The following is a 12,693-nucleotide window of genomic DNA, read 5'->3' as shown; positions in this document are numbered from 1 at the left end:
CCTCACCTCGGTCCGGCGGAGCCGGTCACCCGGTTGATCAGCCGAAGCAGTTCGGGATCGGGGTGAAGGTGCCGGCGCAGTTGGTCGGCTTGTTGGCCGTGATGGCCGACTTGTCGTCCACGTTCACCTCACCGAGGAAGCTGAAGACGCCGCCAGCGGTGAGAGTGGCGAAGTTGTGCGCTACCTTCGTCTTCTCCAGGTCGATCACACCGGCGACGGTGAAGATGCCGCCGCCGACGCCCAGCGGGCCGACTGCCCGGTTGCCGCTGATCTCGCTGTGCCGGAAGGTCGCCTCACCGGTGCCGTTGAACACGCCACCGCCGAAGAAGCCGGCCTTGTTCTCGACGATCTTGCTTTCCGTGACGTTGGCGATCGCCCGGAAGCCGAGCGCCAGACCGCCGCCGACGCCGGCCGTGGTGTTCTTGGCGACCTCGGCGTGCGCCAGCTCGACGGTGCTGTCGTCGCCCGCGGCGGTGACCCCGGCGCCGGCCAGGACAGCGGTGTTGCCGGTGATCTTCGTGTACTTCACCGTGGTGTTGCCCTGGATGTCCAGCAGGCCGCCACCGAAGCCGAGAGCCTCGTTGCCGGTGATCTCGGCCTTCTCGATCAGGGCGGTGCCACCGTCGATGTCCCGCCGGAAGATGAACGCGGCGCCGTTGGCCACGCCACCCCCGCCGATGATGGCGTCGTTGTTGAGCACCCTCGACTCGCCCACCCGCAGGACGCCGGCGTTGAAGATGCCGCCGCCGTAGAGGAAAGCGGTGTTGTCGGCGACCGTGGTGTGGTGCAGGCTGGCCTTACCGAAGTTGGCCAGGCCACCCCCGACACCGCCGGCCTGGTTGGCGACGATGTGCGTCTCCTCGAACGAGGCGCTGCCGCCGGGCTGGACGAGTACGCCGCCACCGTCGTTCGACAACGGGTCGACAAGCGTCGACGGGGCGCTGTCGGCCTTGGCCTTGAGCGCGATGCCCTTCGGCGTGGCCTGGAGCAGCGGCAGGTACTCCTTCTTGGCCTCGGCGGCCTTGGTCGCCTCGACCGAGTTGGAGAACCGCGACCAGACCGCCTCCGGCGTTTCGTTGTTGATCGGCAGTGCCCGGGTCTGGCCGTTCTTGATGGTCAGGCCCTTGACGGTCAGGTTTCCGCCGCGACCCACGTTGAGGATCCGGAACTCCGCCGCGGTGGCGTCCCGGGTGATTGTGGTGTCGTGTCCCTTGAGCACGACATCCTCGGTGATGACCGGAAGCCCGTTCGAGCCGGTGCGGTCGTCGCCGACGCCGGACCGGGTCAGCTTGTAGGTGCACCCCTTGGCCAGGTTCAGCACGCCGCCGTGGTTCTCGTTGGCGAAGATCAGTGCCTGGATCAGCTTGTCGCTGTCGCAGGGCACATCCTTGCCCTCCGGCGGAGGGACGGGCATCCGCCGGTCGGCGCCGCGGTTGTCCCCGTTGCGTTCGTCACCGCGGTGCTCCCCGTTGCGTTCGTCGCCGCGGTCGGCCTGTCCGGGCGCGCCCTTCTTGCCCGCAGGTGCTGCCGGTGTCGCGGCAGGCTGATCCCCGTCCCTGCTGACCTGCTGGGCGGTGGACCAGCGCAGACCATCGGTACCAACCGCGCCGGCGCCAGTGGCGACCCCGACGGCGGCGATGCTGACCACGCCGGTGAGCCCGGCGACGCCGCTGGCGAGCCAGAGCTTACGACGCCGCTTGGGCGTCGCCTCCGACTCGCTGGCGTTGTTCTTAGCTACGTAGTTGGACATCGGAGCTCTCTGCCCTCTCGTCGTACCAGACAGGGTCGTCACGCACAGGCGAGCGTCCCCTGCTACAAATCGGTTGTAGCTCCCAGAACCACCGTATGAGAATGTTCCTCGCCTCAAGGCCTTATCCGAAATAACCCCACATTGGGTACGCGTATGACCAGCGAGGCCAGGTCCGTGCTGATCGGCACGGTCGGGCGGCTTCCCCCCGGACCTGCTCTGACCTGCGCGGACGGCCCTGGATGGCACGGAATCGGGACGAAGGTGGGGCTCCTCCGTGGCGCCGAGCGGCACGGAGGAGCCCCGCTATGTGGTGGTGCTGTCCTGGTTGCTCGTCACTCGCCTCGGCGATGGCTCAGCCGAAGCAGCGTTCGGGGATGACCGGGCTGCCGAGGCAGTTGGTCGGTCGGTTGCCGGTGACCGCGGACTTCCGGTCGATCTCCACCCGGTTGTTGTCGGTGTAGATGCCGCCGGGTTGGTTGGTGGCCACGTTGTCGGCGACCCTGGTCCGGATGAGCGTGGTCACGCCGTCCTGATTGGCGATGCCCCCCGCGAAGCCAGCCGTACCCGACGCCTGGTTGCCCCACAGTTCGGAGTCACGCAGGGTCACCGAGGCGCCGTCGTTGAACAGCCCGCCGGCAGCGCCGTTGGCGGCCACGTTCTCCTTGACGACGCTGTGGTCGACGACGGCGATGGAGTCTTCGGCGATCCCGAGGCCGCCGGCGTCGTCGCTCGCGTAGTTCCGGACGACCAGCAGGTGCTCCAGGCTCACCCGGCTGTCGCCGAGGGCGACCAGACCGCCGCCGTCGAGGCTGCTGGTGTTGTCGGTGAGCTGGCTCTGGACGGCGGTCGTGTCACCGCCGTTGATGAAGACGCCGCCGCCGAGCACCCCGGTCCGGTTGTGGCTGATCGTGCTCTTCCAGATCCAGACCGTGCCACCCGTGCCGGCGAAGCCGTTGGGTGTGGAGCCGTTGGCGATGCCGCCGCCCCCGGCGCCCGAGGTGTTGTAGACGATCTTCGACTCCTCGACCCGTAGCGTGCCCGCGTTGAACACCCCGCCGCCGAAGCTGCCGGCACTGTTCTGTTCGACGGTGCTGCTGCGGATCGTGGTGGTGCCGTAGTTGGCGACGCCACCTCCGTTACGGGTCGCCTGGTTCTGCACGATCCGGACGTGCTCCAGGTCGGCGGTGCCGCCCCGCTGCACCAGGATTCCACCCCCGTCGACGCCGTCGGCGGCGATGCTCGGCGGAGCGACGTCCGCTCCGACGATCCCGGTCCCGGCCTTGGCCGCCGGTGCCGCCTTGGCCCCGGCTGCCTTTGCTCCGGCCGCAGTGGCTCCGGCTGTCTTGGCCCCGTCGGCCGTGGGCTTCGCTCCGGCTGCCTTGGCCTTGGCTCCGGCCCTCGGGGCGGTCCCGGCGGGTTTCCCGGTGCCGAGTTCGAGTCCCGCGAGCGGCGCCGGGGGCGTGATGCCCGGAGCGGTCTGCCCGCCCTTGACCGTGACGCCCTTCAGCGTCAGGTGACCCCCTCGACCGACGTTGAGGATGCGGAACCGCTCGACGTTGGCGGCCCGGACGATCTTGCTGTCGTCACCCGTCAACGTGATCGGCTTGGTGATCACCGGAAGCCCGTTGCCGTCGTCGCTGCGGGTCAGTTCGTACGTGCAGTGCCGGGCCAGGGTGAGCACGCCGCCGTGGTTCTGGTTGGCGTGCACGATCGCCTGGATCAGCTTGTCGGTGTCGCAGGGCACCTCGTGGGCCCGGTCCTTGTCGCCGGCGGCGTCCTTGCGGCCAGCGCCCTTGCGGCCGGCGTGGTCACCGGCCGCCTCCTGCTCGCCGCCGCTCTCGGCCGCGTCTGCCGTCCCGGCGTCGCTGACGTTCTGCCGGGCGTTCGACTGCGCGTCCGTCCGACCCGACGTGCCGGACCGGTCGTCCCGGGCGGCCACCCCGCCCAGCGCGGCCAGACCGACGACGCCGGTCAGGCCGGCCACACCCGCTGTCAGCCATAGTTTTCGTCGTCGAAGTCCCGGCGGTGCCGCCGGTGGTGGTGCCGGGGGCGGCCCACCGTAGGAAGTGGTCACGTCATCAGACATCAGAGCCTTCCGCCCTTTCCTGCTACCAGACTGGCCCGCACCGAGCGAATAGGCGCGAGCAGCTACAAATGGGTTGCAGCCTCTGATGACCACCGTATGAGAATGTTCCTCGCGAGAGGGATGAATCCGAAACAACCCCGCATTGACACCTGATCGGGCATCACCCGGCCATCCCGCAAGATCTGGTTGAAAGCGGTTGACCAGGACGAACGCCGGATCCGCAGGACAGACGAGGGCGGACCCCATGCCAGGAGCATCGCTCCGGCGGGGGTCCGCCCTCGGTAGCCGGTGCCACGGCTCAGACGAGCCCTGGGCAACGCGGTTACGCGTCTCGCCCGATCAGTCGGGCGTCCGATCAGCCAGGCAGTCGCGGCCCGGCCGCACGCTGCTCGGCCAGCCAGGTCTCCACCTCGTCGGCCCGGCGCGGCAGACCGGCCGACAGGTTCACCGCGCCCGAGGTGGTGACCAGGACGTCGTCCTCGATCCGGATGCCGATGCCACGCAACTCCTCCGGCACCAGCTCGTCCTCCGGCTGGAAGTACAGCCCCGGCTCGACGGTGAGCACGTACCCCTCACCCAGGGTGCCGTCGCGGTACATCTCCTTGCGGGCGTTCGAGCAGTCGTGCACGTCGATGCCGAGCATGTGCCCGAAGCCGTGCAGCGTCCAGCGGCGGTAGACCATAGAGTTCTCGTCCATCGCCTCGTCCACGCTCACCGGCAGCAGCCCCAGGTCGGCCAGTCCTTCGGCGAGCACCCGCATGCAGGTCAGGTGGACGTCCTTGAAGGTCACGCCCGGCTTGATGAAATCGATCCCGGCCTGCTGCGAGGCGTACACGACGTCGTAGACCTGGCGCTGCAACGGGCTGAACCGCCCGTTGACCGGCAACACCCGCGTCACGTCCGCGGTGTAGAGATGGCGGCCCTCCACGCCCATGTCCATCAGCAGCAGCTCGCCCGGACGGGTGGCACCGTGGTTGTGCACCCAGTGCAGGATCGTGGCGTGCTCGCCGGCGCCGACGATCGAGCCGTAGCCGACGTCGTTGCCGTCGTGCCGGGCCCGCAGCGCGAAGATGCCCTCCAGCAGCCGCTCGGAGACGCCTCGGTCGGCCGGCAGTGCCCGGGCCACGTCCTCGAAGCCGCGTACGGTGGCGTCGACCGCCTCCTGGAGCTGGGCGATCTCCCACTCGTCCTTGACCAGCTTCAGCTCCGAAACGGCGATCGCCAGCTCACGGTCGCGGGCCGGCTGCCCCTCTTCTCGCGGGCCGTCCCAGGCCCGCACCGCGGCGTCCACCCGGGCGTCGAAGCCACGCAGCACCCGGGTACGCGCCGGCGCCAGCTCCGCCAGCGCCGCGTCCAGCTCGGTCAGATCGGCGGTGGGCAGACCCAGCTCGGTCGACTTCTCACTCAGGGTGTGTCGCCGGCCCACCCACAGCTCGCCGTGCCGGCTGCGGAAGAACTCGTCGTTCTCCCGCGACGAGCGGGGGCGCATGTACAGCGTGGCGTCGTGGCCGGAGCCGGTCGGCCGCAGCACCAGCACGCCGTCCGGGTCGTGGTCCCCGGTCAGGTACGCGAAGTCGCTGCCCGGCCGGAAGCGGTACTCGGTGTCGTTGGCGCGTACCTTCTCGCCGCCGGTGGGGATCACGAGCGTCTCACCCGGGAAGGCCGCCGAGAGGGCGGCCCGACGCCTGGCGTAGTTCGGCACCTCCGGCCGTGGACCGACCGGCAGGGTGGTGTCCCGCCAGCCCTGCCGCATGAACGACAGGAACGCCGGTGGGAAGTCCGGGTCGTGCGACTCGGTGCCGTCGGTCGGCTCGCCGTCGGTGCGTTCCTCGGTCATGCCCCGCTCCCTTCGCCTCGTTGCTGGTCCCGACGGTACCGCGAACCCGGTCCCGGGCCGACCCGCCGGTGGCCGTCCTGGCGGGCCCGGCAGTGCCGCGACGGCCGACAAACGCGCGTGGAAAGATGACGGACATGTGCGGACTCCTGGCTTTCTTCAGTGCGCGCGGCGATGCCGCCGCCCACCGCGACAACATCGCCGGGGCGTTGGAATGCCTGCACCACCGCGGCCCGGACGAGACCGGGGTCGAGGTGGTCGGCGACGCCTCCGGCCGGTACGCGGACGGGGTGTTCGCCCACAAACGGTTGGCGATCATCGACGTCGCGCTCAGCCACGAGCCGCTGCCCTACGCCGACGGGCGTTACCTGCTGACCTTCAACGGCGAGATCTACAACTACATCGAGTTGCGCGAGGAGTTGATCCGCGACTTCGGCGCCCGGTTCGCCACCAACGGCGACGGCGAGGTCATCGTCGCCGGCTACCACTACTGGGGCGAGCAGGTGCTCACCCGGCTGCGGGGCATGTTCGCCTTCGTCATCTGGGACCGGCAGGAGCGTCGCGCGTTCGGTGCCCGCGACTACTACGGCATCAAGCCGCTGCACTACCTGGAGACCGCCGACGGGCTCTACCTCGCCTCGGAGAAGAAGGCCCTGCTGCCCTTCGCCCAGTCGGCGTACGCCGGGGACGCCGGGGTCGACCCGGCCAACCTCAGCCACTACCTCACCCTGCAGTACGTGCCCGAGCCCGGCACCCTGCACCGGGGGATCAGCCGGATCGGCTCGGGGGAGTACCTCACCTGGACCCCGGGCGGCCGGATCGACGTGCGGCGCTGGTACCGGCCGGTCTTCCGGCCGGCGCCGGTCTCCGACGAGCAGAAGCTCTACCACGAGATCCGCGAGACGCTGCGCGAGAGCGTACGCATGCACATGCGCTCCGACGTGCCGGTCGGCTCGTTCCTGTCCAGCGGGATCGACTCGACCGCGGTGGTCGCCCTGGCGCGGGAGTTCAACCCGAACATCCTCACCTTCACCGTCGGCTACGACGTGCCGGGCTACTCCGAGATCGACGTCGCCCAGGACTCGGCCCGCCACCTCGACGTGACCACCATCCCGACCAAGATCGGGCCACAGGACATGATCGAGGCGTTGCCGAAGATCGTCTGGCATCTGGACGACCCGGTCGCCGACCCGGCGCTGGTGCCGCTCTACTTCGTCGCGAAGAAGGCCGCCGAGCACGTCACCGTGGTGCTCTCCGGCGAGGGCGCCGACGAGTTCTTCGGCGGCTACACGATCTACCGGGAGCCGCTGTCGTTGAGCGGCGTCAACGGGCTGCCCGACGGGGTGCAGAAGGGCCTGCGGGCGGTCTCCAAGGCGATCCCGCAGGGGGTCAAGGGCAAGAGCTTCCTGGAGCGCGGCACCACGCCGATCGAACAGCGCTACTACGGCAATGCCCGGATGTTCACCGAGGAGGAGAAGCAGCACCTGCTGCGCCGCTACGACCCGTCGGTGCGCTACACCGACGTGACCGCGCCGATCTACGCCGAGTGCACCGAGCTGGACGACGTGACCAAGATGCAGTACGTCGACCTCTACACCTGGCTGCGCGGCGACATCCTGGTCAAGGCGGACCGGATCTCCATGGCGCACTCACTCGAGGTGCGGGTGCCCTTCCTCGACCGGGCGGTGTTCGAGGTGGCGGCGAAGATCCCGGTGGAGCTGAAGCTGCCGCCGCGTTCCGACGCCACCAAGTACGCCATGCGGCAGGCGTTGCAGGGTGTCGTGCCGCCGGCCATCGTCAACCGCAAGAAGCTGGGCTTCCCGACCCCGACCCGGGTCTGGCTGCGCGGCGAGATGTACGAGTGGGCCCGGCACGTGCTGTCCACCTCCGGCGCCGGTGAGCTGCTCGACCTGTCGTACGCGTTGCGCCTGCTGGAGGAGCACAAGCGGGAGGAGTTCGACCACTCCCGCAAGGTGTGGACGGTGCTGATCTTCTGCATCTGGCACGCGATCTTCGTCGCGAAGACCCTCGACCCGGGTATCCAACGCAACCAGTCGGCCCTGCTGACCAAGCCCGTCGTCGGCTCCATGGTGCGCTGACCGACGAGCAGACAAGCGGAAAGGGGGCCCCGCGAGGGGCCCCCTTTCGTGCTGCTGACGGTCAGCTGCTGGAGCAGGTCGCCGTCGGCGTTGCGCCACTGCCGCTGGCGAGGAAGCCGAAGCTCGTACTGCCGTTGGCCGCCACGGTGCCGTTGTACGACACGTTTCGGGCCGTCACCGACGATCCGGACGTGGTCTGGGTGGCGTTCCAGACCTGGCTGATCTGCTGACCACCGGGCCAGCTCCAGTTGGCGGTCCAACCGCTCAGCGCGGAGGTGCCGGTGTTGCGGATCTCCACCTCACCCTGGAACCCACCGGACCAGCTGCTGGTCACCTTGACCGTGGCGGTGCAGCCACCGGGGCCCGGCGGCGGGGTGGTCGGGTTCGGCGGCGGGGTGGTGGGGTTCGGCGGCGGAGTGGTGGGGTTCGGCGGCGGGGTGGTCGGGTTCGGCGGCGGGTTGTTGCCACCGATACCGGTCACCTCACCGTTGCCACCGTCGAAGACCACGTCGGAGCAGCCGAAGAAGTTCTCCTGGCTGTCCGAGCGCACCCACCGGGAGTAGATGATGTGCCGGCCGCTCTTGTTCGACGGCAGGTTCCCGGTGAAGTAGTAGTGGCCGTCGTTGGTGCCGACCGCACCGCGCTGCGGCGGGTTGGTCACCGTCAGGAACGGCTGGGCCTCCAGGTCGCTCCAGGCCAGCGCCCGGGTCGGGCTCCAGCTGTCGCGGGTCACGTAGAAGTAGAACGTACCCGGGTGGTGGGCCCAGTTGCTGTACTTGAACTCGATCGACCGGCCGGCGGTCAGGTGCGTCAGCGGCCAGTCGTTGCGGGCCAGGTCGAAGCCACGGAAGCCGGTGGCCCCGCCGCTGCACAGCTGGCCGTCCGGGATGAAGCCGGTGGTCCGACCGCCGGCGTCCGAACGCAGCACGCTGAACCAGTTGTAGAGCGAGTTCGTCCCGCTCTGCGCGACGGCGGCGGCGCAGGCCGGGTTGTTCGGCCTGATCTCACCGGTCTGGGTGAGGCCGTCGCGCCAGCACAGGAAGGTGCGGGCACCCGGCGTCATCGCCGCGCCGTGCGCGGCGGCCGGTTCGGGGCTGGCGGTCACGACGACCGCACCCGCGAGAAGAGTGAAAGCCGCGGTTAGCAGCGCGGCCAAGCGTGGACGGTGCACGGGTTCTCCTGACTCGCGGAGCGCATTGCGTGGGTGCGCCCCGCCGAACGAGCGGGTGGCGGATATGGTGCCGCCCCGCTGCGGGCGAAATGCGACTACGTGGCGACCGTGCGGATGGGGACGGATGGCCCAGCCGGCACGCTGCCGCCAGCGGAGTGTCGACGCGTGAATGCCCTCGCGCGATATGAAGCCCGGCGCCGGTGGACGCGCAGCCCCCGCGCCACCCGGCACCACCATCCCACCACGCCGGACCGCTCGGCGCAATAGTCGCTCCTCGATACGTGGAACCGGACCCGCCGCGGGACACCCAGGTCGCGCCAATACGGTGGCTTCCACGCCCGGCACACATCCGCTGTGCCAGCCTGGGCATCACGTACGGCAGACGGAAGGACCTGACGATGGGATACGCGGTCGTGCTCGGCGAGGCGCTCGTCGACCTGCTGGACAGCGAGTGCGACGGCGCGCCGGTATACCGACAGGCGATCGGTGGAGGACCGCTGAACGTCGCGGTCGGTGTCGCCCGGCTCGGTGGCGCGGTGCAGTTCGTCGGGTCGCTCGGCGACGACGTGCTCGCCGGTCGGATCCGTGACTTCCTCACCGTCGAGCAGGTGGGGCTGGCCGGGGCGGTGACCGCCGCGGTGCCGACCACGCTGGCCGTGGCCACCTTCTCCGGCGCGGAGCCGGACTTCCGCTTCTACGGCGAGCCGCCCTCGTACGCGCTGCTCGGTCCCGACGAACTCGACGTCGCGCTTGTCGAGGGCGCCGACGTGCTCTACTGCGGCTCGATCGTGCTGCTGGCGCCGACGACGCTGGCGGCCGCCCGCCGGGCCTGGGCGGCAGCCCCGGGCTGCGGGTGTTCGATCCGAACGTCCGCCCCCGGCTGCTGGCCGGCCCGCAGGCGCTGGCCGGGTTGCGCGAGGTGGTCGCCGAGTTCGCCGCCGGGGCGCACCTGGTCAAGCTCAGCGCCGCCGACGCGGAACTGCTCTATCCAGGTGAGCCGGTCGAGTCGGTGGCGGTCTACCTGCGTGAACTGGGCGCGGCCACCGTGGTGGTCACCTCGGCGCGGCCGGCGCGGTGGTCGCCGCCGCCGATGCCGATCCGGTACGCGTACCCGCCCCGAAGGTCGACGCCGTCGACGCCACCGGCGGAGGTGACTCGGTGATGGCCGCCCTCGTCGCCGACCTGCTGACCGGCGGCGAGCCGGTCGAGCCGTCCGGCTGGCACGAGCGGGTCGGGTACGCCCTGCGGGTCGCCGGCCTGGTCTGCGAACGTCCCGGTGGCGCGGTCGCCATGCCCACCCGCGACGAGGTGCGCCAGCGCTTCGACGAGTGACGACGAACCGGCCCGCCGTCGCCGACAGCGGCCCCGGTCAGGCGGTGCCGTCGAGCTCGGCGTAACCGCGCCGGGCGGCGGCCAGTGCGTGGCGGGCCGGGAACGGGGCGTCGGCGGCCACCCGCTCCGGTGGTGCGCCGCCGGTGTGCCCGGCCCGGATCAGCCAGGCCAGCTCCACCAGCTGGGCATGCTGGGCCCGGACGAACTCCGCGTCGACCGGCTCGCCGTGCCCGGGCACGACCACCGTCGCCGGTGAGATCGACCGCGCCAGCTCGGCCAGCGCGTCGGGCCACTGCAACGGGTACGAGTCCTCGAACGCCGGGGGACCGGCCTGCTCGACAAGATCACCTGCCACCAGCAGGTCGGCGTCGGGCACCCGCACGACGAGGTCGGCGTCGGTGTGCCCGCGCCCGGGGTGGCGCAGCACCACCTGTCGGCCGCCGACGTCGAGGACCGCCTCGGTGCGGACGGTGTGGGTGGGGGCCAGCAACGCCGTGTCGGCCAGTTCGGCTGCGAGTTCCGGATGCCCGGCGTGCAACTCCGCGTACGCCTCCCGGCGCAGCCGGTCCGCCTCGTCGCGGATCGCCACGGCGGCCAGTTCGTGCGCCCACACCGGGCGAGGCGGGTCACCGGCGATCGTGGCGTTGCCGAAGCAGTGGTCGAAGTGATGGTGGGTGTTGACGAGCGTCAGCGGGTCGGTGGTGACCGCCCGTACGGCGGCGGCCAGTTCGGCCGCCTGCCCGGCGGTGGAGAGGGTGTCGACCAGCAGCGCCGCGCCGTCGCCCAGCACCAGCGTGACGTTCACCGCGAGCACCGGCTCGCGGAGCACCAGTACCCGGTCGGCGACCTCGACGAAGCGGCCGGTCGTCGTCATGCGGCCCCGCCGGCTCGGTCCAGGAACCGGTGCCGGTCGACCAGGGCCCGCTCCACCCGCCCCTCGGCGACGGTCTGCCCGCCCTCGGTGACGGTGATCTCGAACACCAGCCGGCGTCGGTCGACCTCGGTCAGCCGGGCCTGTGCCACGACCGTGCGGCCGACCGGTGTCGCGGCCAGGTGCTCCAGCTCCACTCGGGTGCCCACGGTGGTCGAGCCACTCGGCAGGTGGCGGGCGGTCGCGGCCACGGTCGCCGCCTCGGCCAGGGCGAGCACCCGTGGCGTGCCGAGCACCGGGACGTCACCGGAACCGACCGCCTGGGCGGTGTCGGCCTCGGTGACGGTCAACTCGACCCGGCCGGTCAGACCCGGGGCCAGGGTTTCCTCCGTCAGCTCCCGCATGGCCACAGCGTAGGTGGTCGGCGGAGCTCGGGCCACGCGGCCGGGCAGATGCGCCACGCAGGTGCTCCTGCGTCCGGTCCGGCGCAGGTCGCCGCTAACCTTGTCCGCGATGTCTGCCGAGACCGACCCCAAGCCCCCAGCCTCGACCGAGCCGCCCGCCCCCCGCGACGGCGGACGCCGCCGTGTGATCGCGATGTCGGTCTGGGCCGTCGTCTTCGTGGCGGGCTGGCTCGTCATCGGCCTGCCCACCGACCCGGTGTACGCGTTCTTCTGGATCTGGGCCGGCACCATCGCCTGGTACTCCAGCCGACCGTGGCGCAGCCACCTGCAGTTCGCCCGGGACTGGGTGCCGGTGGTCCTGCTGCTGGTGGCCTACAACCTCTCCCGTGGGTTCGCCTACCACGACGGCACCGTGCCGCACGCCTACGAACTGATCCTGGCCGACCGCCTGATGTTCGGCTGGGCCATGGACGGCCAGGTGCCGACCGTCTGGTTGCAGCAGCACCTGTACCAGCCGGAGGTCCGCTGGTGGGACGTCCTGGTCAGCTGGGTGTACTTCTCCCATTTCGTGGCGGCGCTGGCCGCCGCCGCGGTGCTCTGGCTGCGCGAGCGCAGCCGGTGGGCGGCGTTCATGCGCCGCTGGTTCTTCCTCTGCGCCACCGGCCTGATCACCTACTTCCTCTACCCGGCCGCTCCGCCGTGGTGGGCAGCCCAGAACGGGCTGATCGAGGAGGTCGCCCGGATCTCCACCCGAGGCTGGAAGGCGTTCGGCATGCACGGGGCGGGCAACCTGCTCAACGCCGGGCAGCTGGCCTCCAACCCGGTGGCCGCGATGCCGTCGCTGCACACCGCCTTCGCCCTGTTCGTGGTGGTGTTCTTCCTGCGTAACGTCCGGCGTCGCTGGTGGCCGCTGCTGCTGGCCTACCCGCTGGCGATGACCTTCACCCTGGTCTACAGCGGTGAGCACTACGTGATCGACGTGCTGGTCGGCTGGGCGTACGTCGCCATGACCTTCCTGGCGGTCGGCTGGGCCGAACGCTGGTGGGCCCGCCGGAAGGCCCGCCGCACCCCGCCCGACACCTCCGCCGAACCCGTACCCGTGGCGCCGTCCGCCCTTCCCACCCCCCGCTGACCCCGCCGACGGGA

The 12,693-nt window shown here is 70.7% G+C and carries 8 protein-coding genes and 1 pseudogene; 3 read left to right on the top strand and 6 right to left on the bottom strand.

From position 1 onward, the window contains the following. Positions 1-37: 37 nt before the first annotated feature. From ENC19_RS17790 to ENC19_RS17780, 3 genes are all read right to left on the bottom strand, one after another. Positions 38-1,750 (bottom strand): hypothetical protein, encoded by a 1,713-nt coding sequence (locus tag ENC19_RS17790; RefSeq protein WP_164448253.1) that lies wholly within the window; start codon positions 1,748-1,750, stop codon positions 38-40. Between the two features lie 352 nt (positions 1,751-2,102). Beyond that, positions 2,103-3,836: a right-handed parallel beta-helix repeat-containing protein gene (locus ENC19_RS17785; RefSeq protein ID WP_164448252.1), complete on the bottom strand. Its 1,734-nt coding sequence runs from the start codon at positions 3,834-3,836 to the stop codon at positions 2,103-2,105. Positions 3,837-4,191: 355 nt separating this feature from the next. Next, positions 4,192-5,673 carry an aminopeptidase P family protein gene (locus tag ENC19_RS17780; protein ID WP_164448251.1) on the bottom strand — a complete coding sequence of 494 codons (1,482 nt, stop codon included), beginning with the start codon at positions 5,671-5,673 and terminating at the stop codon, positions 4,192-4,194. Between the two features lie 134 nt (positions 5,674-5,807). On the opposite strand from ENC19_RS17780, the gene asnB reads away from it, so the two are divergent. Further along, positions 5,808-7,769, top strand: coding sequence for an asparagine synthase (glutamine-hydrolyzing) (gene asnB, locus ENC19_RS17775; protein WP_164448250.1), 1,962 nt, complete (start codon positions 5,808-5,810; stop codon positions 7,767-7,769). Positions 7,770-7,830: 61 nt separating this feature from the next. On the opposite strand, the gene ENC19_RS17770 is transcribed toward asnB, so the two are convergent. Continuing rightward, positions 7,831-8,940, bottom strand: coding sequence for a lytic polysaccharide monooxygenase auxiliary activity family 9 protein (locus ENC19_RS17770; protein WP_164448249.1), 1,110 nt, complete (start codon positions 8,938-8,940; stop codon positions 7,831-7,833). Between the two features lie 398 nt (positions 8,941-9,338). Here ENC19_RS17770 and ENC19_RS17765 point away from each other — a divergent pair. Beyond that, a pseudogene (locus ENC19_RS17765) lies at positions 9,339-10,272 on the top strand (PfkB family carbohydrate kinase). A 37-nt stretch (positions 10,273-10,309) separates the two neighbouring features. Here the strand turns inward: ENC19_RS17765 and ENC19_RS17760 are convergent. Further along, positions 10,310-11,146 (bottom strand): MBL fold metallo-hydrolase, encoded by an 837-nt coding sequence (locus ENC19_RS17760; protein ID WP_164448248.1) that lies wholly within the window; start codon positions 11,144-11,146, stop codon positions 10,310-10,312. Then, complete coding sequence (locus ENC19_RS17755; protein WP_164448247.1) at positions 11,143-11,547, bottom strand: thioesterase family protein; 405 nt, start codon at positions 11,545-11,547, stop codon at positions 11,143-11,145. Before ENC19_RS17755 ends, ENC19_RS17760 begins: the two co-directional genes overlap by 4 nt. Positions 11,548-11,656: 109 nt before the next feature. Between ENC19_RS17755 and ENC19_RS17750 the strand changes: the two genes are divergently transcribed. Further along, complete coding sequence (locus ENC19_RS17750; RefSeq protein ID WP_164448246.1) at positions 11,657-12,679, top strand: phosphatase PAP2 family protein; 1,023 nt, start codon at positions 11,657-11,659, stop codon at positions 12,677-12,679. Positions 12,680-12,693: the final 14 nt, after the last annotated feature.

Origin of the sequence: Verrucosispora sioxanthis (assembly GCF_010560025.1) — a bacterium.
Taxonomy (GTDB): Bacteria; Actinomycetota; Actinomycetes; order Mycobacteriales; family Micromonosporaceae; genus Micromonospora; species Micromonospora palythoicola.
The sequence above is the reverse complement of the archived record's forward strand: the minus strand, read 5'-3'. Positions and strand labels throughout refer to the sequence as shown.

What these genes read in the sequence shown, in the direction of transcription:
- ENC19_RS17790 (WP_164448253.1), bottom strand. Translation starts at nt 1,750, where the DNA reads ATGTCCAACTACGTAGCTAAGAACAACGCCAGCGAGTCGGAGGCGACG.
- ENC19_RS17785 (WP_164448252.1), bottom strand. Translation starts at nt 3,836, where the DNA reads ATGTCTGATGACGTGACCACTTCCTACGGTGGGCCGCCCCCGGCACCA.
- ENC19_RS17780 (WP_164448251.1), bottom strand. Translation starts at nt 5,673, where the DNA reads ATGACCGAGGAACGCACCGACGGCGAGCCGACCGACGGCACCGAGTCG.
- asnB (WP_164448250.1), top strand. Translation starts at nt 5,808, where the DNA reads ATGTGCGGACTCCTGGCTTTCTTCAGTGCGCGCGGCGATGCCGCCGCC.
- ENC19_RS17760 (WP_164448248.1), bottom strand. Translation starts at nt 11,146, where the DNA reads ATGACGACGACCGGCCGCTTCGTCGAGGTCGCCGACCGGGTACTGGTG.
- ENC19_RS17755 (WP_164448247.1), bottom strand. Translation starts at nt 11,547, where the DNA reads ATGCGGGAGCTGACGGAGGAAACCCTGGCCCCGGGTCTGACCGGCCGG.
- ENC19_RS17750 (WP_164448246.1), top strand. Translation starts at nt 11,657, where the DNA reads ATGTCTGCCGAGACCGACCCCAAGCCCCCAGCCTCGACCGAGCCGCCC.